The sequence below is a fragment of the Plantactinospora sp. KBS50 genome (assembly GCF_002285795.1).
In the GTDB taxonomy this organism is placed as follows: Bacteria; Actinomycetota; Actinomycetes; order Mycobacteriales; family Micromonosporaceae; genus KBS50.
In genome coordinates this window covers 6,154,808-6,177,515 of the sequence record NZ_CP022961.1, presented here as the reverse complement: position 1 = coordinate 6,177,515, position 22,708 = coordinate 6,154,808, and the positions used below count along the sequence as shown (strand labels likewise).

General features: G+C 73.4%; 20 protein-coding genes, 1 tRNA gene and 2 pseudogenes. 12 read left to right on the top strand and 11 right to left on the bottom strand.

Annotation, left to right across the window (positions count from 1 at the left end):
* Positions 1–75 precede the first annotated feature (75 nt).
* Together cysS and rlmB are read left to right on the top strand one after the other, a co-directional pair.
* On the top strand, positions 76–1,491 hold the full coding sequence (cysS, locus tag CIK06_RS26740) for a cysteine--tRNA ligase (RefSeq protein WP_095567121.1): 1,416 nt from the start codon (positions 76–78) through the stop codon (positions 1,489–1,491).
* A complete protein-coding gene (gene rlmB, locus CIK06_RS26735; RefSeq protein WP_095567120.1) occupies positions 1,491–2,624 on the top strand; it encodes a 23S rRNA (guanosine(2251)-2'-O)-methyltransferase RlmB in 1,134 nt (377 codons plus the stop codon). Before cysS ends, rlmB begins: the two co-directional genes overlap by 1 nt.
* A 106-nt stretch (positions 2,625–2,730) precedes the next feature.
* Here the strand turns inward: rlmB and CIK06_RS26730 are convergent, their stop codons facing one another.
* Positions 2,731–3,822 carry an ABC transporter ATP-binding protein gene (locus CIK06_RS26730; protein WP_095567119.1) on the bottom strand — a complete coding sequence of 364 codons (1,092 nt, stop codon included), beginning with the start codon at positions 3,820–3,822 and terminating at the stop codon, positions 2,731–2,733.
* Between the two features lie 549 nt (positions 3,823–4,371).
* On the opposite strand from CIK06_RS26730, the gene CIK06_RS26725 reads away from it, so the two are divergent.
* Positions 4,372–4,447: transfer RNA gene (locus CIK06_RS26725), tRNA-Thr, on the top strand.
* A gap of 58 nt (positions 4,448–4,505) precedes the next feature.
* On the opposite strand, the gene CIK06_RS26720 is transcribed toward CIK06_RS26725, so the two are convergent.
* Positions 4,506–5,114, bottom strand: coding sequence for a hypothetical protein (locus CIK06_RS26720; RefSeq protein WP_095567118.1), 609 nt, complete (start codon positions 5,112–5,114; stop codon positions 4,506–4,508).
* Between the two features lie 381 nt (positions 5,115–5,495).
* On the opposite strand from CIK06_RS26720, the gene CIK06_RS26715 reads away from it, so the two are divergent.
* Positions 5,496–5,729 (top strand): hypothetical protein, encoded by a 234-nt coding sequence (locus CIK06_RS26715; protein ID WP_157756962.1) that lies wholly within the window; start codon positions 5,496–5,498, stop codon positions 5,727–5,729.
* Positions 5,730–5,759: 30 nt separating this feature from the next.
* Here CIK06_RS26715 and CIK06_RS26710 read toward each other — a convergent pair whose 3' ends face one another.
* Together CIK06_RS26710 and CIK06_RS26705 are read right to left on the bottom strand one after the other, a co-directional pair.
* Positions 5,760–7,298 carry an FAD-dependent oxidoreductase gene (locus CIK06_RS26710; protein WP_095567116.1) on the bottom strand — a complete coding sequence of 513 codons (1,539 nt, stop codon included), beginning with the start codon at positions 7,296–7,298 and terminating at the stop codon, positions 5,760–5,762.
* Between the two features lie 80 nt (positions 7,299–7,378).
* The gene (locus tag CIK06_RS26705) at positions 7,379–7,870 is read right to left on the bottom strand and encodes an MSMEG_6728 family protein (protein ID WP_095567115.1); all 492 of its coding nucleotides are present in this window, start codon (positions 7,868–7,870) and stop codon (positions 7,379–7,381) included.
* A gap of 101 nt (positions 7,871–7,971) precedes the next feature.
* On the opposite strand from CIK06_RS26705, the gene CIK06_RS26700 reads away from it, so the two are divergent.
* Positions 7,972–9,993 carry an NAD-binding protein gene (locus CIK06_RS26700; RefSeq protein WP_095567114.1) on the top strand — a complete coding sequence of 674 codons (2,022 nt, stop codon included), beginning with the start codon at positions 7,972–7,974 and terminating at the stop codon, positions 9,991–9,993.
* Between the two features lie 127 nt (positions 9,994–10,120).
* Here the strand turns inward: CIK06_RS26700 and CIK06_RS32675 are convergent.
* Together CIK06_RS32675 and CIK06_RS26695 are read right to left on the bottom strand one after the other, a co-directional pair.
* Positions 10,121–10,279, bottom strand: a pseudogene (locus tag CIK06_RS32675) (PIN domain nuclease); the annotation flags it as partial.
* A 183-nt stretch (positions 10,280–10,462) separates the two neighbouring features.
* Positions 10,463–11,689: pseudogene (locus tag CIK06_RS26695) on the bottom strand (DUF4032 domain-containing protein); the annotation flags it as partial.
* Positions 11,690–11,763: 74 nt separating this feature from the next.
* Between CIK06_RS26695 and CIK06_RS26690 the strand changes: the two are divergent.
* Positions 11,764–12,603 (top strand): phosphatase PAP2 family protein, encoded by an 840-nt coding sequence (locus tag CIK06_RS26690; protein WP_095567113.1) that lies wholly within the window; start codon positions 11,764–11,766, stop codon positions 12,601–12,603.
* Here the strand turns inward: CIK06_RS26690 and nagA are convergent.
* From nagA to CIK06_RS26675, 3 genes are read right to left on the bottom strand one after another with little or no spacing between them, the layout of a single operon-like run.
* On the bottom strand, positions 12,542–13,663 hold the full coding sequence (gene nagA / locus CIK06_RS26685; protein ID WP_095567112.1) for an N-acetylglucosamine-6-phosphate deacetylase: 1,122 nt from the start codon (positions 13,661–13,663) through the stop codon (positions 12,542–12,544). The genes CIK06_RS26690 and nagA overlap by 62 nt on opposite strands.
* On the bottom strand, positions 13,663–14,580 hold the full coding sequence (locus CIK06_RS26680; RefSeq protein ID WP_095567111.1) for an ROK family protein: 918 nt from the start codon (positions 14,578–14,580) through the stop codon (positions 13,663–13,665). Before CIK06_RS26680 ends, nagA begins: the two co-directional genes overlap by 1 nt.
* Positions 14,577–15,509, bottom strand: a complete 933-nt coding sequence (locus tag CIK06_RS26675) for an SIS domain-containing protein (RefSeq protein ID WP_095567110.1) — start codon at positions 15,507–15,509, stop codon at positions 14,577–14,579. Before CIK06_RS26675 ends, CIK06_RS26680 begins: the two co-directional genes overlap by 4 nt.
* A 202-nt stretch (positions 15,510–15,711) precedes the next feature.
* Between CIK06_RS26675 and CIK06_RS26670 the strand changes: the two genes are divergently transcribed.
* The 4 genes from CIK06_RS26670 (at position 15,712) to CIK06_RS26655 (ending at position 19,316) form a co-directional block, all read left to right on the top strand.
* A complete protein-coding gene (locus tag CIK06_RS26670; RefSeq protein WP_095567109.1) occupies positions 15,712–16,497 on the top strand; it encodes a DeoR/GlpR family DNA-binding transcription regulator in 786 nt (261 codons plus the stop codon).
* 104 nt (positions 16,498–16,601) lie between these two features.
* Entirely contained in the window at positions 16,602–17,600 is a 999-nt protein-coding gene (locus CIK06_RS26665; RefSeq protein ID WP_095567108.1) for an ABC transporter ATP-binding protein, read from the top strand.
* The gene (locus CIK06_RS26660) at positions 17,597–18,610 is read left to right on the top strand and encodes an ABC transporter permease subunit (protein ID WP_095567107.1); all 1,014 of its coding nucleotides are present in this window, start codon (positions 17,597–17,599) and stop codon (positions 18,608–18,610) included. Before CIK06_RS26665 ends, CIK06_RS26660 begins: the two co-directional genes overlap by 4 nt.
* A gap of 163 nt (positions 18,611–18,773) precedes the next feature.
* Positions 18,774–19,316 (top strand): DUF3263 domain-containing protein, encoded by a 543-nt coding sequence (locus tag CIK06_RS26655; protein WP_095568163.1) that lies wholly within the window; start codon positions 18,774–18,776, stop codon positions 19,314–19,316.
* Between the two features lie 175 nt (positions 19,317–19,491).
* Here the strand turns inward: CIK06_RS26655 and CIK06_RS26650 are convergent, their stop codons facing one another.
* Positions 19,492–19,704, bottom strand: coding sequence for a hypothetical protein (locus CIK06_RS26650; RefSeq protein ID WP_095568162.1), 213 nt, complete (start codon positions 19,702–19,704; stop codon positions 19,492–19,494).
* Positions 19,705–19,963: 259 nt separating this feature from the next.
* Here CIK06_RS26650 and ligD point away from each other — a divergent pair, with 259 nt between their 5' ends.
* Positions 19,964–21,286 carry a non-homologous end-joining DNA ligase gene (ligD, locus tag CIK06_RS26645; RefSeq protein ID WP_095567106.1) on the top strand — a complete coding sequence of 441 codons (1,323 nt, stop codon included), beginning with the start codon at positions 19,964–19,966 and terminating at the stop codon, positions 21,284–21,286.
* 114 nt (positions 21,287–21,400) lie between these two features.
* Positions 21,401–21,895, top strand: coding sequence for a GNAT family N-acetyltransferase (locus CIK06_RS26640; RefSeq protein WP_095567105.1), 495 nt, complete (start codon positions 21,401–21,403; stop codon positions 21,893–21,895).
* A gap of 125 nt (positions 21,896–22,020) precedes the next feature.
* On the opposite strand, the gene CIK06_RS26635 is transcribed toward CIK06_RS26640, so the two are convergent.
* Positions 22,021–22,701 carry a hypothetical protein gene (locus tag CIK06_RS26635; RefSeq protein ID WP_095567104.1) on the bottom strand — a complete coding sequence of 227 codons (681 nt, stop codon included), beginning with the start codon at positions 22,699–22,701 and terminating at the stop codon, positions 22,021–22,023.
* Positions 22,702–22,708 lie beyond the last annotated feature (7 nt).

The following is a 22,708-nucleotide window of genomic DNA, read 5'->3' as shown; positions in this document are numbered from 1 at the left end:
GGTACGGCCGTCGGGCCGTCGCGACCGGTACGCCTCGGGCACCTCGGCCCGAGGGCGGCCGGCTACCCTTGTCGGGTGACACTACGCCTGTACGACACCGCCACCAGATCGGTGCGGGACTTCGTCCCGCGGGAAGCCGGCAAGGTGGGGGTCTACCTGTGTGGTCTCACCCTGCAGGCGCCCGCGCACATCGGCCACCTTCGTTCCGGGGTCAACTATGACGTGCTGCGGCGCTGGCTGCTGCGCTCCGGCTACGCGGTCCGGTTCATCCGCAACCTCACCGACATCGACGACAAGATCCTCACCAAGTCGGTCGAGCAGGGGCGGCCGTTCTGGTCGATCGCGTACGCCAACGAGCTGCTGCTGAGCGCCGACTACCGGGCCCTCAACGTGCTGCCCCCGACCTACGAGCCGCGGGCCACCGGGCACATCCCGGAGATGCACGAGATGATCGCCGAGCTGATCGCCACGGGCCACGCGTACCCGGCCGGCGACGACTCGGGCGACGTCTACTTCGACGTCACCTCGTACCCGGCGTACGGGGCACTGTCCGGGCAGCAGCCGGACGCCATGCAGCCGGCGGAGGACGCCCCGGACCGGGCCAAGCGCGATCCCCGGGACTTCGCGCTGTGGAAGGGCGTCAAGCCCGACGAGCCGATCGACGCGTACTGGCCCTCGCCCTGGGGCCGTGGCCGGCCCGGCTGGCACATCGAGTGCTCGGCCATGTGCCGCCGTTACCTGGGCGAGGAGTTCGACATCCACGGCGGCGGGCTCGACCTGGTCTTCCCGCACCACGAGAACGAGATCGCCCAGTCGCGCGCCCTCGGGCTGCCGTTCGCCCGCTTCTGGGTGCACCACGGCCTGCTCAGCCTGGCGGGGGTGAAGATGGGCAAGTCGGCCGGCAACGCCCTCGACCTCGGCTACGTGGCCGACCTCGGCGTGCGCCCGGTCGAGCTGCGCTACTACATCGTGTCCGCGCACTACCGGTCCCGGATCGACTACACCGAGGATGCGCTGCGCGAGTCGGCCGTCGCCTTCCGGCGGATCGAGGGCTTCGTCCAGCGGGCCGTGGAACGGATCGGCGCCGGCGAGCCGGGCGAGCTGCCGGCCGAGTTCGCGGCGGCGATGGACGACGACCTCAACACCTCCGCGGCGCTGGCCGTGCTGCACGACGTACTCCGGGATGGCAACTCGGCCCTGGCCGCCGGTGACGACGCCGCGCTGCGCGCGGCGCTGGCCGCCACCAGGGCGATGCTGGGCATTCTGGGGCTCGACCCGCTGGATCCGGCCTGGACCGGCGGCGGACCCACCGACGACCTGCGGTCGGTGGTCGACTCGCTGGTGGCGCTGGCGCTGGAGCAGCGGGCGCAGGCCCGCTCGCGCCGGGACTGGGCGGCCGCCGACGCGGTCCGCGACCAGCTCAAGCTGGCCGGGGTCATGGTCGAGGACACTCCGCAGGGACCGCGTTGGACGATCGGGGATCGAGACTGATGGCTGGCAACTCACAACGGCGGGGCCGACGGGTGACGCCGAAGCAGGGCGCCACCAAGGGCTCCGGCGGCAAGAACCGGGGCTCGCTCGCCGGTCGCGGTCGCACGCTGCCCGCGGACGAGCGGCCGTGGCACAAGGGCTACTCGGGCACCGAGAAGCTGCCCGAGCGGACCGCGTGGAAGCAGGAGAAGGAACGCCGCACGGCGGCGGAGGAGGGCCGGGCGCCCAAGATCGGAAAGCCCGGTACCAAGGACACCACCTGGGGCAAGGGCGGACGCGGCCTGGCCGGCGGGCGCGCGGTCGCGCGCGGCGCGGCCGGCGGCGGCCGGGGAGCACCCACCCGGTCCGGGCCGCGGGTGGCTCCCGGCCGGCGGTCCAACCCGGCCAAGGACGGACCCGAACTGCTCGTGGGCCGCAACCCGGTGGTGGAGGCGTTGCGCGCCCAGGTGCCGGCCACCGCGCTGTACGTGGCGCAGGGCATCGACATCGACGACCGGGTGAACGAGGCCGTCCGTACGGCGGCCGACCGCGGTTTGGCGATCATGGAGGTCAGCCGGGCCGAGTTGGACCGGATGACCGGCGGCGTGCTGCACCAGGGCATCGGGCTGCAGGTGCCGCCGTTCGCGTACCAGCCGTTCGACGACCTGCTGGCGGCGGCGCTGGAACAGCCCGCCCCGCTGCTCGTGGCGCTGGACGGGGTGACCGACCCGCGGAACCTCGGCGCGGTGCTCCGCTCGGCCGCGGCGTTCGGCGCGCACGGCGTCTTCGTGCCGGAGCGGCGGGCCGCCGGGATCACCGCGACCGCCTGGCGGACCAGCGCCGGCGCGGCGGCCCGGGTGCCGGTCGGTCAGGTGACCAACCTGACCAGGGCGCTCAAGGCGTGCCAGCAGGCCGGCTTCATGGTGGTCGGGTTGGACGCCGACGGTGAGACCGACCTGTACGACCTCGAAGCGGCCGTCGGCCCGCTGGTCGTGGTGGTCGGCTCGGAGGGTCGGGGGCTGTCCCGGCTGGTCGGCGAGACCTGCGACATGCTGGTGGGCATCCCGATGGTCTCCGAGGTGGAGTCGCTGAACGCCAGCGTGGCGGCCGCGGTGACGCTCGCCGAGATCGCCCGCCGCCGCGCCCGGCAGTAGAACCACCGTTGGGGGTGCGGCGGTGGGACCGCCGAGCCCGACAGACCGAAAGGGGGCGGTCCGCGCTTTGGCGCGGACCGCCCCCTTTCGGCGTTGTCGATCGGCGTCAGATCCGGATGCCGCTCGTTCCGTGGAAGGCGTGGTTCTGGCCGGCGCGCGGCTTGACGTACACCGTGTCGCCCATGCTCGGCATCTGCCGCCGGTCGGTGCGGACCACGAACCGCTCGGACGAACCGGCGATGTCGGCGTGGCCGTAGACGTTGGCGTCCGAGCCGAGGTCCTCGACCAGTTCGACCACGACGGGCAGCCCGCCCTCGCCCTGGCCGACCAGGTCGCAGTCCTCGGGCCGGAACCCGACGGTGACCTTGTCGCCGCCGCCGTCGGCCTTGGCCGCCGCGACCTGCTCGCGGGTCAGCGGCACGAGCATGTCACCGAATGCCGCACCGTTCTCGGTCAGCGGGACGGTCTTGATGTTCATGGCCGGGGAGCCGATGAAGCCGGCCACGAAGACGTTCGACGGGTTGTCGTAGAGCGCCCGCGGGGTGTCGACCTGCTGGAGCACGCCGTCCAGCAGCACCGCGACCCGGTGGCCCATGGTCATGGCCTCGACCTGGTCGTGCGTGACGTACACCGTGGTGATGCCGAGCTTGGCCTGCAGCGTGGCGATCTGGGTACGGGTCTGCACCCGCAGCTTCGCGTCGAGGTTCGACAGCGGCTCGTCCATGAGGAAGACCTGCGGCTCCCGGACGATCGCCCGACCCATCGCGACCCGCTGCCGCTGGCCGCCGGAGAGCGCCTTCGGCTTGCGGTTGAGGAAGTCCTCGAGCTGGAGCAGCGCCGCCGCTTCCTTGACCCGCCGGTCGATCTCGGACTTGGAGGTCTTGCGCAGCTTGAGCGCGAAGGCCATGTTCTCGTAGACCGTCATGTGCGGGTACAGCGCGTAGTTCTGGAAGACCATCGCGATGTCGCGGGCCTTCGGCGGCAGGTGGGTGACGTCCCGGCTGTCGATGTAGATCGAGCCGTCGTCGACGTCCTCCAGGCCGGCGAGCATGCGCAGGCTGGTCGACTTTCCACAGCCCGAGGGACCCACGAGGACGAGGAACTCGCCGTCGCCGATCTCCAGGTCGAGGTGGTCGACCGCGGGCCGCTCGGTGCCCGGATAGATCCGGGTCGCCTTCTGGTACGAGACGGTAGCCATGTGGTGCTTCCTTTCACCGGCAGGAACGTGCCGGACGATCCGAGTGAAAGCGCGACCCGGGCGGCTGCCCCGGCCAACGGTCGGCCCCGCCCGCGACCATCGGTAGCCTGCGGGTGTCGTCCGTGTCACTGCACCGTAAACGGTTTCTTCTTTGCTGCCAAGGTGGTGTCCACGACGGTACTCGCAGCGGACGCGCCCGACCGTTTTCAAATCGTTACCATGCCGGTTCCGGCCACCGGCCGGCCCGCGGCAAGCGGTCGCCGTGACCGCCGCAACACTCCGGGTGCGGCGTCCGTTATGGTGGATATGGCCCCAGCCGGTCCGCCTGACTGAAGCATCGCCCGAACTCCCACGGGCGGGCGACAAGATAGCGATTCGATCGGGCATAACGGTCAGTAACCCACTGGCGGGCATCAATTACGCGGGGACCGATGTCATTGCCCGCATACCGTCCCCACCGGGGCGGATGGCGCTGGTCGGCCAGATGATGTTCAGCCCGTTGGATGCTCTGACCGGTGCCGCCGTATGGCTATGCTGGCCTCGAACAGCGCCCTTGTAGCTCAGTTGGCAGAGCACCCGCCTTGTAAGCGGGATGTCGCCGGTTCGATCCCGGCCGGGGGCTCCATCCGAGCCGCCACCGCTGTGGTGCGTGCCGAAGCGGAGCGGTGTCGAAGCTCCGCCGATCAGGCGGACCGGCTGTTGTCGTCCCGGCGCAGGTGCGACCACAGGTCGCCGGTGTCCGTCTCCGGGTCCGACCGGCCGTAGAAGGCCACCAGTTCCCGCTTGGTCAGCAGCAGCGCGGCGGCGGTCAGGCCGGCGAGGATCAGGAACACCGTGATCGAGTGCAGGTTGTTGTACCAGCCCGGGACCAGTTGCTTCCACTCGTGCAGCGCCGCCGCGTTCTGGATGCCGTCGGTGTACGTCGAGATCTCCGGCCCGGTGGCAAGGGCGCAGCCGAGCCCGGTCCACGCCACGACCGGCACCACCCACATGACGACCCGGATCCGGCGGGACGGCCGGCGTACGCCGAACGCCAGCGGCAGGAGCAGCAGTGCCACCACGATCCCGATCGCGAGGTTGTCGTACAGGCCGCTGCGCAGCGCCTGGATGATCTGCCGGCCCTGTTCCGGGTCGTACATCAGCCGGATCAGGCTGTCGGCCCGCGCGTTCACCCGGCGCAGGCTGAGCAACGCCGCCAGGGCGTCCAGCGCGGCCAGCGTCGCCGCGGTGGCCACCAGGGCCGACGCGAGCCGGACAGGGCGTGGCAATCCGATGTGGTCGGTGCCGGACATGACGACTCCTTCGCGCCCCCGGACCCGACCGCGCCGCCGATCTCAGTCCGGCGCGGCGGTCGTGGTCGACGGCTCACTCCCCGTTTATGTGGCGTACGAGGCTAACAGTGCCGGGCGACACGATGCCGCCCCATTTCCGCGGCGGAGGGCGGCCGGCGGCGGTCGGCGGCGGTCGGTCGCGGTCGGTCGCCGGCCCGCCGGATCCGCCGGTCGCGGTGGTGCCACCCTCGGTGACGTTGGCACGGCACCGAACACGTAGAGTCACGTGAATGGCGCTCGCAGTTAGACTTCAACCCGCGTTTTTCGATATGTGGCAGGTGTCTTTGAGTAGTCGCCGAACGGCTGATGTCGCACCGATGGTGACTATTTGAAGATGTGTCGATGGACCGCCCAGTTGCCTCCGTACTGCTCGTCGTCGGAGTCGTGTTGGGCGTCGTCGCCGGCAGGTCCTGGGCCACCGCGCGGCGCGCCTGGGGGGATTACTCGGCCACCAAGGCGAGCGTCCCGAAGTTCCGCAAGACGGCGTGGACCCTGGTCCGCGCGGCGTTCACCAAAGGCGGCGTGGTCGCCCTGATCTGCCTGGCGGCGATGGGCTACGCGGCCGTCGGCCGTTAGCGCCCGCACCGTCGCTCCGGCCGGCCCGGGTCAGCCACGGCTCGACCCGCGGTCGGCGAGCAGGCCGCGGGGCCGCACCGACCGCAGCGGTTCGGTCGCCGTGCCGTACGCGCGCAGGATCTCGTTGGCCGCCAGGATGCCGGTCGCGGCCGAGCGTTCCATGAGCGCGCTCGGAAACGGGGCGGCTATCCCGTCGCCGGCCAGGTACAGCCCGTCCGCGCCGGTACGGACGGACGGCCGGCCCGGGTGGTCGCCGGGCCGGAACGCCGGCGCCTGCGCCTCCACCCGCGCCCGCAGGTCGAGCACCGGCAGGTCGGCCGTTTCCGGCCAGAGCCCGGCCAGCTCGCGGCGCATCCGCTCGGCCAGCTCCCCTGCCGGTACGCCGGGTGCACAGGCGTAGGCGTGCAGCTCGACCACGGAGCCGCCGACGCGCCGTGCCCACCGGCCCGCCTCGCTCTCCAGCCGGTGGTAGAGCGTCACCGAGTCGAGCGTCGACTGCCGGGAGACGCCCGCGAAGATCGGCCGGTCCCGCCGTACGTCGCCGCCGAACCAGTACCGGGCCACCGCGTACGGCGGTCCGGCCGCGAAGCCCGCCGGCCGGGCGAGCGCGGGCAGCGCGGCGGCCAGCGCCGGGGACGCCCCGGCCAGCCCCGCCAGCGCCGGCGGATCCACCGCCAGCAGCAGGTGCGCGGCGGCGTACCCGGAATCGGCCGTCCGCACCCGCCAGCCGGCGCCGTCCCGGTCCACCGTGAGCACCGGGGCGCCGGTGACCACCCGCGCGCCGCACGTTTCGAGGTAGCGGGCCAGCGGCTGCCAGATCGCCGTGTCGTAGTCCCGGTACGGCGCGTCGAACGCCAGCCCTTCGGGGTTGCCCAGCAGGTAGAAGTGGAAGTTCGCCGTCATCTCGGCGGCCGAGTAGTCGGTCTCCACGTTGAAGAACGAGTGCGAGAAGACCTCGAACAGCATCGCCCGGGCGCGGTCGGGCAGCCGCAGCGAGTCCAGCAGCTCGGCCGCGCTCGTCGTGTCCAGTTCGGCGAACGTCCGCTCCGGGTCGTACGCCAGCAGCGGCAGCGCGGCCCGGCGGTCCATCGTGCGTAGGTCCCGCAGCCGCAGGCTGGGGCTGCGGGCCAGCAGGGCGAGCAGGTTCAGCGGCGGCGCCGCGGGCAGCTTGCCGAACTCCTCGGCGGGCCAGCGCGCGGACAGCACCGGGTATCCGGGTACCGGCCGTAGGAACTCCAACTCCGGGTCGATCCGCCGCAGGATCGAGCGCCAGTTGTAGTACTGCCGGAAGAACGCGTGGAAGCCGTGCTCGACCATCTGCGGCGTGCCGTCGGCGAGCCGGTCCGGCCAGGCCGCCAGCCGCCCACCGAGCCAGCGGCGCGACTCCAGCAGGGTCACCCGGACTCCGCGCTCGGCCAGCACCACGGCCGCGGAGACCCCGGCGATCCCCGCGCCCACGACGACGGCCGACGCGCCGTCGGGCGCCCGGCTCGCGCCGCCGGCACCACCGGTGGGCACCAGCCGCGGCCGTACCCCGAGCAGCCGGGCCACCGGCCGCGAGAGATCCATGCCCGTCCCTTCGGCAAGCAGGGGCCGCCGAGTCGCACTTTTGTCTGGCAAGAGCCCCTATCGACGCTTTGATCCCAGCGTCAGGGCACCGGGCGGGAACGGCAAGTCGCCTCGCGGTCCGAGGCCGGCCAGACGTACTCCAGGTCGTCCGGAACGTCGCCGAAGAGCGGGGCGTAGAAGGTCGGATCCTTGCGCAGCAGCGAGGAGCGGTGACTCAGGTGCAGGTCGTCCCGGCCCAGCCAGGGCGGCAACTCGCCGGCCGCGGCCAGCTCGTACTGGCTGCGTACCGTCCCGATGCCGCAGCCGGAGGCCAGGTCGGCGGCGAGCGTGCCGGCGCAGGTGTCCGCCCGGCCGGCCGCGCACCACGTCGCACAGATGTCCAGGCCGTACCGGACCAACGCCTCCTCGTACCCGGCCCACATCCGGACCGCCGGGTGGTTGCGCCAGCCGTACCCCGGGCGGGTCAGGCCGCGCAGCACCTGCACCGCCTCCACCCGCTGCTTGCCGAGCCGGCGCTGGTCGAGCGCCCGCGCGGTGCGGTGGAAATCCGGGTACGGCAGGAAGGTCTGCACGGTGCCGCACTACCCACCCTGGCCCGCCGCACACCCACGGCGACCGGCGAGCCGTGCTCGCGGGTCGGCGCCCGAGGGGGTCGGCTGGCTACCATGCCCGGATGACGGACCCGTGGCGGGACCGGGCACGGCGCGCGGTCGGATCGAGCCGCCTGCTGCGGCCCACCGGCGACGTCCGCCCGCACTACGTGGTCTGTGGCCAGGACGCCCTCGCCTACCACGTGGTGATCGCGCTGCTCGCCGCCGACCTGCCGACCGGACCGCCCCGGATCACGGTCGTCGTGCCGTACCGGCCGCGCGGCGACGGCCCCGAGATCCGCAAGCTCCCCGGCATCAAGTGGATCGAGGCCGACCGGCTCGACGAACGTACGCTGCGCCGGGCGGGACTGGCCGGCGCGACCGGGCTGGCCCTGCTGCACCAGGACGACGTGGGCAACATCCACGCGGCGCTGTGCGCCCAGGCCGTCGAGCCGCGGCTGCGGATCGTGCTGCGGATGTTCAACACCGGCCTGGCCAACGGGGTCCGGCGGCTGTTGCCGGACACCACTGTCCTGTCCGACGCGGCGATGGCGGCGCCGGCCTTCGTGGCCGCCGCGCTGGGCGAGGTGGACCCGACGCACTTCCGGCACGGCGGACGTACCCTGCACGTCGCGCGGCGCGCCGACGTACCGGCGGAGGCCGTGGTGTGCGGGTTGGCCGACACCAGCGATCCGGGCCGGCTCCGGGTGCTCCCGGCCGACGCGGACCGCGCGGACGTGGTGCTGGCCGAGGCCAACGGCCAGCCGGTCGGCACGGAGGTGGCGGCCCGGCGGATCGCCCGGGACCGCCGCCGGCGCCGCCCGGCCCGGCTGGCGGTACGGGCGGCCCGCTCGTTCGTCACCCGCAAGATCGGGATAGCCACCCTCACCGTGCTGGCGACGGTGCTGGTGCTCGGGGTGGCGCTGGCCTACAGCCGGCACGACAACCTGGGCAACGGGCTCTACATCACCATCGTCACCACGATCAGCGGCAGCGACCCGGAGCCCGACCAGCCCATCCTGGCGAAGATCATGCAGGTGGTGCTGACCATCGGCGGGCTGGCCCTGGTGCCGCTGATCACCGCCGCGGTGGTGGACGGGATCGTCAACGCCCGGCTCGCGCTGGCCACCGACCGGCTCCAGCCGTACCGGGAGGACCACATGGTGGTGCTCGGGCTGGGCAACGTCGGTACCCGGGTGATGGCGCAGCTCCAGGACCTCGGCGTCGAGGTGGTGGCCATCGACGCCGACCGGGACGCCCGGGGCGCGCCGCTGGCCCGCCGGCTCAACATCCCGCTGATCGTCGGCGACGGCGGCGCCGAAGAGGTGCTGGCCACCGCCTCGATCGGTACCGCCCGCGCCCTGCTGGTGCTCACCACGGACGACGTGACGAATCTCCAGGCGGCCCTGCACGCGCGGGCCGCCCGGGAGGACCTGCTGGTCGTGCTGCGGCTGTTCGACGGCGACTTCGCCGACCGGATCCAGCGCGCCTTCAACATCAACATCTCGCGCAGCGTTTCCTACCTGGCGGCGCCGGCCTTCGCGGCCGCCCTGCTGAACCGCGCGGTGATCGCCACCATCCCGGTCCACCGGCACGTCCTGCTGGTCGCCGAGGTGCCGGTGGCGGCCGGTTCCGCGCTGGTCGGCCGTCCGCTGCGGGCCGCCCAGCGACCGGAGGCGGTGCGGGTGATCGCCGTACAGCGCTCCGATGCGGACCAGCCGGACTGGGCACCCGCCGCGGACACCCCGTTGGCCGTGGGCGACCGGCTGACCGCGGTGGTCCGCCGGGCCGGGCTGAGCTGGCTGCTCAAGCAGGCCAGCGCCGGGCACGACGGCGCCGCCGTGGCGGCGCGGTCGGCCGGGCCGGCCGATCCGGGGGGCGCGGCCGGCACCGAGGGCGCCGCGGCCGACCCGGGCGCCGCGGGCGCCGCGGGCGCCGCGGGCATCGACGTGGCGGGGGCTTCGGACGAGCCGGGCGCCGGGACCGCGGACGCCGGGCCGCGGCCACCCCGGCAACATCCCGGTACGCCGGCGGCGGACCGAAGCCCGGCTACGCCGCAGCCGGACCCACCCTCGGGTACGCCGGGATCCGCCGAACCGGTTTAGGGCCAGGACCGAACACATCTTTCGCAGGTATACCCGAGGGTCATTTTTATGACTCTCGGGTATAGCAACTAAAAGTCTTGTCGCGACCAGCGAGGTCACCCTGCGTGGTGACCCGCCGAAGGCGCGGTCACACCTTGAGGATGCCGGCGTCGTACAGCGCCACCGACGCGTCCCGAGAGGCCAGGGTCGGATCTTCGGTGATCGCCTGCGCCACCAGCATGCGGCCGAAGGGGTCGCGGTGATGCGGCGGTAGGCGACCGGCGGAGATGGCGTGCGGATCCGTGACCCGCCGTCAGCGCAGACCCCTGGTCGGAGCGGGGTCGGTCGCCGGTGATCCACCGTCGGAGTCGACATCCAGCAGGTCGGTGTCGGTGCCGGTGTCGGTGTCGGTGCCGGTGCCGGTGTCGGTGTCGGTGTCGGTGTCGAGCAGACCGGACTCGTTCTCCAGCAGGCTCGCGTCCTCCAGCAAACTCGCGTCGGTGCCCAGGACGGCCTGCTCGTCCGGCCGGTGCGCGAGCACGTCGGCGAGGTACGAGTGCACCGCGGGCGCCATCCCGACGTCCCGGCCGGCGCGCTCGGACAGCAGCCACTTGTGCTCGATGATCTGGGCGAAGACCTCCTGCGGCTCCAGCTTGTGGCGCAGGTGCGCCGGTACGGCCCGGACCACCGGCTCGAAGACCTCGGTGAGCCAGCGGTGTGCGGCCTGCTCCTCGTTGGTCAGGTGGCTCTCCGCCCGGTACGCGTCGAGGTTGTTCAGCAGTTGCCGGGCCTGGTTCTCCTCGGCGTCCAGCCCGGTCAGCCGGAGCAGCCGCCGGGTGTGGTGGCCCGCGTCGACCACCTTGGGGCGGACCAGGTAGCGGCCGTTGTCGAAGACCGACATGGTCACCTCCGCGACGTCGAACCCGAGGTCGTTGAGGCGCCGGATCCGGGTCTCGATGTCGTGCCGGTGGTCCCGTTCGACCTGCTGTTCGTAGGTGAGTTCGTGCCACAGCCCCTCGTACCGGCGGACGACCTCCTCGCTGACCGCCTCCGGGTCGATGGACTCGTGCAGCAGTCCGGCGGCGGCCAGGTCGAGCGCCTCGCCGAAGATGTTCACCCGGGCGATCTCCAGGTCCTCGCCGCGCTGCCCGGTGGAGAGCTGGCGGTGCAGCGCACCGGTCTCGGCGTCCACCAGGTAGGCGGCGAACGCACCGGCGTCGCGCCGGAACAGCGTGTTGGACAGCGAGCAGTCACCCCAGAAGAAGCCGGTCAGGTGCATCCGGACCAGCAGCGCGGCGAGCGCGTCGAGCAGTCGGGTCATGGTCTCGGGCCGCAGCGTGTGCGAGAACAGCGCCCGGTACGGCAGGGAGAACTGGAGGTGCCGGGTGATCAGCACCGGATCCAGCGGCTCGCCGTCCTCGGTCTGCCGGTCCGCCACGATGGCGACCGCCTCCACGGACGGGAAGTCGATCCGTTCCAGCGCGCGGAGCAGGTCGTACTCGCGCTCCGCGATCCGCTCGCCGGTCTCCTTGACCGCGTAGACCGTCTCGCCCAGCCGGACGAACCGCACGACGTGCCGGGAGATGCCCCGGGGCAGCGCGACGAGCTGGTCGGCGGGCCATTCTTCGAGCGGCGTCGACCAGGGGAGGTCGAGCAGCGCCGGGTCGATGAGGGCCGAGGTGATCCGCACGCTTCCAGCATGACGCCTGTCCGGCATCCGGCGCCGCCCCGCGTGGCCGGTGCCACAGCCGCCCGGCGGGTCCGGGCCGGCCGGACCGGTAGCGTGGTCGGGTGCGCCCGACCCCAGCGGTACGACCGCAGCCCCGGCCGCGGACCCGTCCGGTCCGACCCGCCGGCTGGTGGTTCGACCTGCTCCTGCTGGTCGCGTTCGTCGCGCTGACCCTGGCCCTGGCCGTCGGCCACCGGTACGGGCTGGACCGCGCGGTCGCCGACTGGGCCGGTGCGCACCGGCCGCCGGCCGGCTACTGGATCGCCCGGGTGCTGAACACGCTCGGCCAGGGCGGCCAGGTCCTGATGCCGGTGGTCGGCATCGTCGGCGGGCTGCTGGTGCTGCGTACCCGCTCGGTGCGGCCGGCGCTGGTGTTCGCCGGCGCGTTCGTCCTGCTCTACCTGGTGGTCGGGCCGCTCAAGCTGTGGACCGACCGGGCCGCACCGAGCGCCACCGAGAAGGCGCCGCACCTGCCGGCGGAGGACGCGGTCCAGCTCTTCCACACCCCGGGCCGGTACGGCATGTCGTACCCGTCCGGTCACCTGGCCAACGCGATCGTCTGGTACGGCGTGATCGCGCTGCTGCTGGCGGCCCTGCTGCGCAGCCACGGCCGGCGGGTACCGGCGAATCTGATCCGGGCGATCCGGGTGCTGCCGCCGGCGATCCTGCTGGTCACCACGACGTACCTGGGTTGGCACTGGCTGACCGACTCGGTCGCCGGGCTGCTGCTGGGGCTGCTGCTGGACCGGCTGCTGGGCCGGGTGCCCTGGGACGACGTACCGCTGCCCGCGGTGCTGCGTCGCTGGGACCGCCCGGCCCTGTACGCGGCCGGCCCGGCGGTCAGTCCACCCAGGTACCCGCCCGCATCACCCGGACCACCTGAAGGTCCTCGTCCAGCATGACCAGGTCGGCGCGCCAGCCGGGAAGCAACGATCCGACCTGCCCGTCCAGCCCCAGCGCCCGCGCCGGGGTGGCCGAGGCCATCCGGCTGGCGTCCGGAACGGAGATGCCGGCGGCCACGGCGCGGCGCAGCGCGGCGTCCATCGTCAGGGTGCTGCCGGCGATCGCCCCCGGGTTGCCGTCGGGCTGCCGGAGCCGGGCCACCCCGCCGGTCACCACCACGTCCTGCCCGCCCAGCTCGTAGTCGCCGTCGGTCATCCCGGCCGCCGACATGGCGTCGGTGATCAGCGCGGTCCGGTCCGGGCCGGCCACGCCGGCCGCGAAGGCGAGGGTGCCGTCGTGCAGGTGGACCCCGTCGGCGACCAGCTCGCAGACCACGTCGGGCGCGCCCAGCAGCGCGTACACCGGTCCGGGTTCGCGGTGGTGCGGCGTACGCATGCCGTTGAACACGTGCGTGCCCACCGTGGCGCCGGCGTCGATGGCCGCCCGGGTCTGCTCGTACGTCGCGTCGGTGTGCCCGACGGCCGCCACCACGCCCCGGGAGACCAGCAGCTTGATCGCGTCCAGCGCGCCCGGCCGCTCCGGCGCGAGGGTGACCATCCGGACGGTGCCGTCGGCCGCGTCGAGCAGCTCGGTCAGCTCGCCCGGGTCGGCGTCGCGGAGGTACTCGGGGTGCTGCGCGCCGCAGCGCAGTTCGGACAGGTACGGCCCCTCGTAGTGGATGCCGGCGAGCACCCGCTCGGCGACCAGCGGGGCGAACGCCACGGTGGCCGAGCGCATCAGCTCGGGCGGGCAGCTCACCAGGCTGCCGAGCAGCGTGGTGGTGCCGTGGCCGAGGTGGAACTCGGCGGCCAGTCGGGCCGACTCGGGATCGCCGGTGGTGAAGGTGTGCCCGCCCCCGCCGTGGGTGTGCATGTCCACGAAGCCCGGGACGATCCAGTGGCCGTCGCGGATCGACGGGTACTCCGCGACCGCGGTGACCCGCTCACCGTCGATCTCCACGCAGCCCTGCCGGATGACGCCGGAGGGCGTCACCACCTTGCCGGCTACCCGCAGCACCATCAGGAACTCTCCAAACTGTCGAGGGCGAGCAGTGCGGCGCCGAGGCAGCCGGCCTCGTCGCCGAGCGCGGCGCGGACCAGCGCGGGTTCCCGCTGGAAGGTGAGCCGCTGGGCGAGCGCGGCGCGCAGCGGGCCGAGCAGTTGTTCCCCCGCCTCGGCCAGCCCACCGCCGAGCACGATCACCGAGACGTCGTAGAGCGTCTGGCCGGCGAGCAGGCCGTCGGCGAGCGCGTCCACCGTATCGCGCCACACGTCGCGGGCCGACGGGTCACCGGCGGCGGCGCGCCGGGCCACCTCGGCCGCGCTGACCGGGGTGCCGGTGCGGGCGGCGTAGCCGCGGGCGACCGCGGACGCCGAGGCGACCGCCTCCAGGCAGCCGGACTGGCCGCAGCCGCAGCGCGGGCCGCCGGGGCGCACCACGAGGTGTCCCAGCTCGCCGGCGGCGCCGTGCGCTCCGGCGGCGGCGCTGCCGCGTACCACGTGCGCGGCGGCGATGCCGGTGCCGACCGCGACGAACAGCACGTGGTCGTGGCCGCGTCCGGCGCCGAGTCGCGCCTCGGCCAGGCCGCCGGCCCGCACGTCGTGGCCGAGCGCCGCGGGCAGTGCCAGGTGGTCGGCCACCAGGTCGCGCAGCGGTACGTCCCGGAAGCCCACGTTTGTCGACCAGGCGGCGATCCCGTGGGCCTCGTCGACGACCCCGGGTACGGCGATCCCGGCGGCCACCGGCGTCCAACCGCGGTCCCGGGCGGTCCGGGCGAGTCCGGCGGCGATGCTCCGGATGGTCTGCACCACGGCGTCGGGGCCACGTTCGGCGCCGGTGGGGTGCCGTTCGGTGTGCCGGGCGGTGCCGTCGACCCCGACCAGGGCCGCCTTGATGCCGGTGCCGCCCACGTCGAGCGCGAGGACGACGTCGGTCATCCGGTCAGCACCACCGAGCGGCGCAGGTGCCGCGGGGTGTCCGGGTCGAGCCCGCGGGTGCGGGCCAGCGCGACCGCGAAGCGCTGCGCGAGCACGAGGTCGGCCATCGGGTCCAGCGGGGTACGCCCGGCCGCCCACCGGCCGAGCACGGTGTGCCGGCCGTGGGTGCGGCTGTGCAGAAAGGTCGCGCCGGTGGCCTCGACCTCGTCCTCCAGCCCGGCCGGGACCTGGCCGAGCGCCCACACCAGCCGGTCGGGGCCGGCGATCGAGATGGGACCGTGCCGGTAGTCCATCGCCGGGTAAGCCTCGGCCCAGAAGGTGGCGGCCTCCCGGCACTTGAGGGCGGCCTCCTGGGCCAGCCCCACGGTCCAGCCGGTGCCCAGGAAGGTGACCTGCTCGACCCGCTCCGGGTCGACCGGCAGCGGGCAGCGCACGGCCACCTCGGCGTCGGTGGCCAGCGCCGGCAGGTCGGTGCCGAGCGAGGCGCGCAGCAGCGCGAGCGCGCCGGTGGCGAACCTGGTCTGCACGACCGAGAGTTCGTCGGCGAATTCCAGCGCCACGGCGGCGGTGGCCAGCCGGGCGGCCGGGGACGTCCGGTCGGCGACGATGACCGTGCTGGGGCACTGCCCGCCGATCGCCCCGAGCAGGTCGAGGACCTCGGTGGTGGTGCCGGAGCGGGAGATGGCCAGGATCCGGTCGTACCGGCGGCCGGTCGGGAACTCCGATGCCTGGAAGGCGTCGGTCTCGCCCTGGCCGGCGGTCTCCCGCAGCGCGGCGTACGCCATGGCCATGAACCACGAGGTGCCGCAGCCGACCACGGCGACCCGTTCCCCGGGGTCGGGCAGGTCCGCCGAGACCTGCGGGGCCAGTTCGGCGGCCCGCTGCCAGCACTCCGGCTGGCTGGCGATCTCCGCATCGACGTACGCCATTGCTGCTCCTCGCGGATGTTTCGCGGCCGTGACCGAGCTGCGTGAAACAGCTCGGATGGGCCGTATTTGGCGCATCATTCTGCGCGAGTTGGCTGGACCGTGGCAACATTCTGGACGATCGCGCAGGTCAACCGTTTGCGTACCGCTCGTTTCGCGCACTATCGTGCACGCAATTCATCACGGTACGTGCAGGGAGGCTCGGGTGGACCGGTACGCCAGGTGGAACGCCCTGCTCGAACTGCTCACCGACAGTGGCCGGGTGAGCGTGGAGGACGCCGCGAACCGGCTGGGCGTCTCCCAGGCCACCATCCGGCGCGACTTCGACCAGCTCGCCCAGCAGCAGATGATCACGCGTACCCGGGGTGGCGCGGTGGCCAACGGCGTGTCCTACGACCTGCCGCTGCGGTACAAGACGGCCAAGCACTCGGCGGAGAAGCAGCGGATCGGCGCCGCGGCCGCCGCGCTGGTCTCGCCCGGGATGGTGGTCGGGCTCAACGGCGGCACCACCAGCACCGAGGTGGCCCGCGCGCTGGCGGTACGCCCCGACCTGAACACCAGCGCCGAGGGCGCCCAGCTCACCGTGGTGACGAACGCGCTCAACATCGCCAACGAGCTGCTGGTGCGCTCCCGGATGAAGGTCGTGGTGGCCGGTGGGGTGGTCCGGCCCAAGTCGTTCGAACTGGTCGGCCCGCTCGGCGGGGCGCTGCTGCGCGAGGTGACCCTGGATGTCGCCCTGCTCGGGGTGGACGCGGTCGATCCGCAGCTCGGCGCGGCCGCGCACCACGAGGGGGAGGCCGCGATGAACAACCTCATGGTGGCGCGGGCCAAGCGGGTCGTGATCATCGCCGACTCCTCGAAGCTGGGTGGGCACGCGTTCGCCCGGATCTGCCCGGTCGAGCGGATCGAGGTGCTGGTGACCGACTCGGGCGCCGACCCCGCGACCGTGCACGCCTTCCGGGCGGCCGGGGCGCAGGTCGTCTGCGCCTGAGCCGCGTCCCACGGTCTCGCGGCGGCTCCGGGCGGTTCGGGGCACCGCTATTCCGGATAGCAGAGTATTGTGCCTCCCGTGATAACGGAGAGCCGGGAGGATCAGTGCCAGCCGTACTGGAGATAGCCGGGCTGCGCAAGACGTACCGCAGCCGGCGCCGGGGCACCCGGCGCGCGTTGGACGATTTCGACATGGTGGTCGACGCCGGACAGGTGCACGGCTTCCTCGGCCCGAACGGATCGGGCAAGACCACCACCCTGCGGACGCTGCTCGGGCTGATCCGCCCCGACGGCGGGCGGATGGCGCTGCTCGGGGAGGAGGTGCCGCACGCCCTGCCGCGGGTCGCCGGTCGGGTCGGCGCCATCGTGGAGAGCCCGCAGTTCTTCCCGAACTTCTCGGCCCGGGACACCCTCGCGCTGCTCGCCGGCGCCGGCGGCGTACCCCGGTCCAGGGTGGACGAGGTGCTGGAACTGGTCGGCCTGCGGGACCGCGCCGGCGAGCGGGTCCGGACCTACTCACTCGGCATGAAGCAGCGGCTGGCCGTCGCGTCGGCGCTGCTCAAGGACCCCAAGCTGCTGATACTGGACGAGCCGGCGAACGGGCTGGACCCGGGCGGCATCCGGGAGATGCGATCGCTGATGCGCGACCTCGCCGCGTCCGGGATGACCGTCGTGCTGTCCAGCCACATCCTCGGCGAGGTGCAGCTCATCTGCGACTCGGTCACCATCATCTCGCTGGGCCGACGGGTTGCCACCGGGCCGGTGGCCGAGGTCCTGGCCCAACACTCCGGCGGCGGACACCGGGTACGCCTCGAAGCCGCGGCCGACCTGCCGCGGGCCGCCGAGGAACTGACCCGGGCCGGCGCCAACACCACCGTGGCCGAGGACCACCTGCTGGTACGCGGCCTGGACCAGCCCGCAGAGATCACCCGTACCCTCGCCGCGCACGACCTGTACGTCGCCGAACTGACGCCGGTCACGGTGGATCTGGAGAGCGTCTTCCTCGAACTGACCGGCACCGCGCCGGTGCCGGGCCAGCACCGGCAGGTCGACGAGTCGGTGTCCGGCCAGGCCGGCACCGCCCAGGGAGGGTGGGGAGTATGAGCCTGTACCGGACCGAGCTACGCCGGTTGTTCAAGCGCCGGCTCACCCGGCTGATGATGGGGCTGCTCATCCTCGGGCTGGCCGGGATCGCCGCGGCGTTCAGCGTCACCAGCCACCACATCGGCCCGGCCGAGTTGGCCTCGGCGCAGCAGCAGGCCGAGGCCAGCTACCAGCAGGTGCTCCGCGACCAGCAGGAGCAGGTGCGGGAGTGCCGCGCCGCGCAGGAGCGGGGCGAGTCGATCAGCGACCGGTACCCGCCGGACTGTGGCGAGGGCTTCCTGCCCCGACGGGAGGAATTCCAGACCGACTGGTACCTGCCGTACCAGTTCAACTTCCGGGAGGAGTTCGACACCTTCCTGTCGGTCTTCGCCGGCATCTTCGTGCTGTTCGCGTTCATCGTCGGCGCCTCCTTCGTCGGAGCGGAGTGGAGCACCGGCGGCATGATGAACCTGCTGCTGTGGCGGCCCAAGCGGCTCACCGTACTCGGAACGAAGCTTGCCGCCCTGCTCACCGGGATGCTCGGGCTGGCGCTCGGCCTGGGTGCGCTCTGGACCCTGGCGTTCTGGCTGATCGCCCGGTACCGGGGAACCACCGGCAAGCTCACCAGCGGGCTCTGGCAGTCGCTCGGCCTCACCGGCGCCCGCGGGCTCGGCCTGGTGCTGGCGGTCGCGGTGATCGCGTTCGGGCTGGCCTCGATCGGCCGGCACACCGCGATGGCGCTCGGCGTGGCCGTCGCGGTCGGGGTGCTGAGCGAGATCGGCCTGCGCACCGTGCTGCACGTGGCGGGGGTGCACTTCGCCGACCGGTACGTGCTGTCCAGCTATGCCCTGTCCTGGTTCCTCAAAAAGTGGCCGTTGCAGGACTACGCCGCCTGCGACTTCGCCCAGGGTGTGTGCCGGCCCGCGGAGTACGTGGTGACCTGGCAGCACTCGGCCTGGGTCTTCGGCCTGGGCACGCTGGCAGTGCTGGTCACGTCGCTGTGGCTGATGCGCCGGCGGGACGTGGCCTGACCGGTGCGCCGACCGGCCCGGTGCCGGGCTCTGCCCTGTGCGGGGGCCCCGTGCCGGGTCGGTCGACGTGGGTTGGCGGATCGCGGCCTGCGTTGGCGGCTGGTGTCGGAGGGGCGGATTAGGCTGGGCGGTGCCCGCGATCGCGCCGGACCCCAGGAGTGCCATGCCACCGCCCGCCGACGCCCGCGACCGGGCGGGGGACGGGTCGGCGGGGACCCCCGGCTCCCGCCGGACGAGACCGGCGGTTCCGGCGCCCCGAGCGCGTCCCGACGATGCGTCAGTGCCGCAGCGTGCATCGGGACCGGACATCGAGCCGGCCACGCCTGCCGAGCCGGAGGCTGCTGAGCCAACCGTTACCAACCCGGCCACCACTGAGCCGTCTGCCGCGAAGGTGGGCGGGCCTGACGAGCCAGGCGCTGACGAGCCGGACGCTGCCGTCGCGGCCACCCGGGCCGGGCGGGCCGGCCCCAGCGCGCCACCGCTCTCCGAGCGGGAGTTGGCCATTCTCGACTTCGAGCGGCGCTGGTGGCGGCATGCCGGCGCCAAGGAGCAGGCGATCCGGGACACCTTCGGGATCACCGCCACCCGTTATTACCAGATTCTCAACGGGTTGCTGGACAATTCGGCGGCGCTGGCGGCGGAGCCGGTGCTGATCGGTCGGCTCCGGCGGTTGCGCGCCACCCGTTCCCGCGGTCGCCGCCGCTAGGGCCCCGGATTCGGCCCGGCCGCCAGCCGCCGACCTCCGGCCCCACGCGCGGCCCTCGACCCTTGGCCCTTGACCCCCACGCGTGGCCCTCGACCGTCGACCCCACCCATGACCTTGAGAAGTCGACCCTGGCGGGTCGGCCCCGAGGTCTTGATTTCGGGGTCCTCCGGGCCGGCTACCGCTCGTAGGTGCGCAACCCGTTGCCCAGGGCGATGAAGGTGGGCGCCCATTCGCCCACGAAGATGCCCCACCGGTCGGCCCGGTCGACCCCGGCGTGCTCGAACCGGCTTGAGATGGCCCAGCTCACAAACGAGACGCCGATGCTCGCGAGGCCCGCCATGTAGCAGTGCTCCGCTCGCAGACCCATCTCGTGCAGGTGCTTCAACATCCCGGGACCCCCGTCCTCACCGGCGTCGATCGGTGTCGCGGCGGTCGTTCCGCCGCGCCCGCCGGCCCTCGGCCGGTCCGCCGCCACGCCGTTGCCGACGGTACCGGCAGGCGGGCAGCCTGGTTCCGGAATCGCGGATCGATCCCCCAGGCCGGCGACGGAACGCGGACGCCCGAGGGCCGGCGCCCACAAAGCCGGTGCCTCGCGAGGTCGGGTCGGTTGATCCGCTGGTCGGGCCGGTCCGCCCTATGGTGGGAGCATGGCCACGGGACAGGTCCTGGAGATCGCCGGCCGGGAGGTGACAATCACCAACCCGGACAAGGTGATTTTCCCGGCCGCCGGTCACACCAAGCTCGACCTGGTGCGCTACTACCTTGCCGTGGCCGACGGGGCGCTGCGGGGCGTCGCCGGGCGGCCGATGATCCTGAAGCGGTTCGTCAAGGGGATCGACGAGGAGGCGTTCTTCCAGAAGCGGGCGCCGGCGAGCCGGCCCGCCTGGATCGAGGCGGCGGAGCTGCACTACGCCTCCGGCCGGTCCGCCGCGGAGGTGGTGGTCCGGGACGCCGCCCAGCTCGCCTGGGTGGTCAACCTGGGCTGCGTCGACCTCAACCCGCACCCGGTCCGGGCCGAGGATCTCGACCACCCGGACGAACTGCGCATCGATCTCGACCCGGTACCGGGGGTCGAGTGGCCGCAGATCGTCGAGGTGGCGATGGTGGCCCGGCAGGTACTGGCCGATCACGGGCTGGTCGGCTGGCCGAAGACGTCCGGGTCGCGCGGCATCCACGTCTACGCCCGGATCGCGCCGGAGTGGCCGTACCCGAAGGTGCGGCTCGCGGCCGAGACGGTGGCCCGGGAGGTGGAGTCGCGGGCGCCCGACCTGGCGACCAGCCGGTGGTGGAAGGAGGAACGCGAGGGCGTCTTCGTGGACTTCAACCAGAATGCCAAGGATCGCACCGTCGCCTCGGCGTACTCGGTGCGGCCGACCCCGGACGCCCGGGTCTCCACCCCGTTGAGCTGGGAGGAGTTGACCACCTTCGGCCCCGGGCACGGCACGCTGACGACGGTTCCCCGCAGGTGGGCCGAGCTGGGCGACCCGTGGGCCGGGATGGACGGTACGGCCGGCTCGCTCGATTCGCTGCTCGACCGGGCCGGGGTTCTCGGGCCGGCGGAGAAGCCGCCGCGCGGCCGGCGGGGGTCCGGGCCGACCGGCGCCGATGGTCGGGAGTCCGGGCCGACCGGCGCCGACGGTCGGGAGTCCGGGCCGACCGGCGCTGACGGCAGGGAGTCCGGGCCGGCCGGCGCGGGTCGGCGGCGGTCGGCGATGCCGCTGATCGAGATCGCCCGGGCGCGTACCCGGGACGAGGCGCTGGCCGGGCTCGCCCGCTGGCGCGAGCGCCACCCGGCGGTGACGCCGTACCTGCGTCCCGCGGACACGCTGGTGGACGGGATGCGGGGGAGCAGTTCGGTCTGGTACCGGATCCGGATCAACCTCCGGCACGTTCCGCCCGGGCAGCGGCCGGAGCAGGAGGAACTGGAGGTCGACTACGACCCGTGGGCGGGACGGTCGTCGGACGGGTAGCCGACCCCGCGATCGTCCGGACGGACCGCCGTCGGCCGGTGGCCGGACGGATAGCGGCACGGGCTGCGTCGCGGACCCCCGGAGACCACGGGACACGCCCTAGAATCGCCGTTCGTGGCAGGTGACGTCCGGCTCACGCCGATGAACGAGCAGAACCTGGAGCCGCTGCTGTCGGTGGCCGCCGCCGAGGCCGAGCCGGCGGAGGTGATGCCGCCGGTCGAGGCGCCGGCCGGCTGGTCGCAGGCCCGCCGGGACGCGTTCCGCGAGTTCCACCGGGCGAACTTCGGCGGACTGGACGGGCCGACCCGCACGGTCATGTACGCCATCCAGGCCAGCGGCGAGGTGGTCGGCATGATCCGGATGAGCCGGACCGATGCGCCGGACTGCGTGGAGACCGGGATGTGGCTGGGCCGTTCCGCCCGTGGCCAGGGGATCGGCCTGGCCGCGCTGCGGGCGTTGCTGGACGAGGCGGTCCGGGCCGGCGCCAGCCGGGTGGTCGCCAGCACCACCACCGGCAACGGCGCCGCGCTGGCCGTGCTGGGCCGCTGCGGCGCCGAGTTGCGGTCCGACGGCAGCGCCGTGCAGGCCGAGCTGCGCCTCGACGCCTGAGCCGCCGCCCGCCGGCGGGTCCGAGCCGGGCCGGGTCAGCCCCGGCGGTGGATCCGAGTCGAGCCGGACCGGATCAGCCCCGGCGGCGGGTCGGAGCCGGGCCGGCGCCGCGCCCGGCCGCGCGGTCAGTTCCGCGGGTACGGGTCCTCCGGGGCGCGCAGCAGCGAGGGGTCACGCCGGATCAGCTCGGCGAGCCGGGCCGCCGACTCGGCGTCGGTCTCCGGATCGGGCGCCCACGTCGTGCCGGTCGATCCCCCGGTCGGTACCGGCGGAGGCGGCTGCCACGCCGCGGGCACCGGCACGGCCGACTCGGAACGCGGGGTCAGGGGCGTGCTGATCGGCTCGGAACGGGTCGCCCACGACGTACCGATCGGCTCGGAACGCGGGGCCAGCGGCATGCCGACCGGCTCGGAGTGCGCCGCCCTCGACGTACCGGGATGCGGCGGCGCCGAGGCGGGTGGGACGGGTTCGGCCGGGCGGGGCCGGACCGGCGACTCCGCCGTCACCCGGATCGGCTCCGCCGCGGCGCCGGTGTTCGGCGGCGGTGGCGGCTCGTCGTCGTGCAGCACGATCAGTTCGCCGTTGAGCCACTCCACCCGCACGCCCACGCCGGTGGCCCCCTCCTCGGCCCAGAGCGCGACGCGGAGCCGGGGATGCTGCGCGACCACCTGGCGGATCGCCTCGATCGCCTCGGCGATGGAGCTGCGCTCATCGGCCCGCTGTCCGGCCTGGTCACCGGCGCGGCGCCGGCTCAGCGCCTCCATCCGCGCCATCCGGTTCAGCGCATCGTCGAGTTCGCCTCGCATGGGGGCT

Bases quoted from the DNA above. Each gene is read 5' to 3' on its own strand.
- CIK06_RS26715 (WP_157756962.1), top strand. From the start codon at position 5,496: ATGGACCGCCCAGTTGCCTCCGTACTGCTCGTCGTCGGAGTCGTGTTG.
- CIK06_RS26680 (WP_095567111.1), bottom strand. From the start codon at position 14,580: ATGACCGACGTCGTCCTCGCGCTCGACGTGGGCGGCACCGGCATCAAG.
- rlmB (WP_095567120.1), top strand. From the start codon at position 1,491: ATGGCTGGCAACTCACAACGGCGGGGCCGACGGGTGACGCCGAAGCAG.
- CIK06_RS26635 (WP_095567104.1), bottom strand. From the start codon at position 22,701: ATGCGAGGCGAACTCGACGATGCGCTGAACCGGATGGCGCGGATGGAG.
- CIK06_RS26660 (WP_095567107.1), top strand. From the start codon at position 17,597: ATGAGCCTGTACCGGACCGAGCTACGCCGGTTGTTCAAGCGCCGGCTC.
- CIK06_RS26720 (WP_095567118.1), bottom strand. From the start codon at position 5,114: ATGTCCGGCACCGACCACATCGGATTGCCACGCCCTGTCCGGCTCGCG.
- CIK06_RS26730 (WP_095567119.1), bottom strand. From the start codon at position 3,822: ATGGCTACCGTCTCGTACCAGAAGGCGACCCGGATCTATCCGGGCACC.
- CIK06_RS26700 (WP_095567114.1), top strand. From the start codon at position 7,972: ATGACGGACCCGTGGCGGGACCGGGCACGGCGCGCGGTCGGATCGAGC.
- nagA (WP_095567112.1), bottom strand. From the start codon at position 13,663: ATGGTGCTGCGGGTAGCCGGCAAGGTGGTGACGCCCTCCGGCGTCATC.
- CIK06_RS26655 (WP_095568163.1), top strand. From the start codon at position 18,774: ATGCCACCGCCCGCCGACGCCCGCGACCGGGCGGGGGACGGGTCGGCG.
- CIK06_RS26650 (WP_095568162.1), bottom strand. From the start codon at position 19,704: ATGTTGAAGCACCTGCACGAGATGGGTCTGCGAGCGGAGCACTGCTAC.
- CIK06_RS26710 (WP_095567116.1), bottom strand. From the start codon at position 7,298: ATGGATCTCTCGCGGCCGGTGGCCCGGCTGCTCGGGGTACGGCCGCGG.
- CIK06_RS26675 (WP_095567110.1), bottom strand. From the start codon at position 15,509: ATGGCGTACGTCGATGCGGAGATCGCCAGCCAGCCGGAGTGCTGGCAG.
- ligD (WP_095567106.1), top strand. From the start codon at position 19,964: ATGGCCACGGGACAGGTCCTGGAGATCGCCGGCCGGGAGGTGACAATC.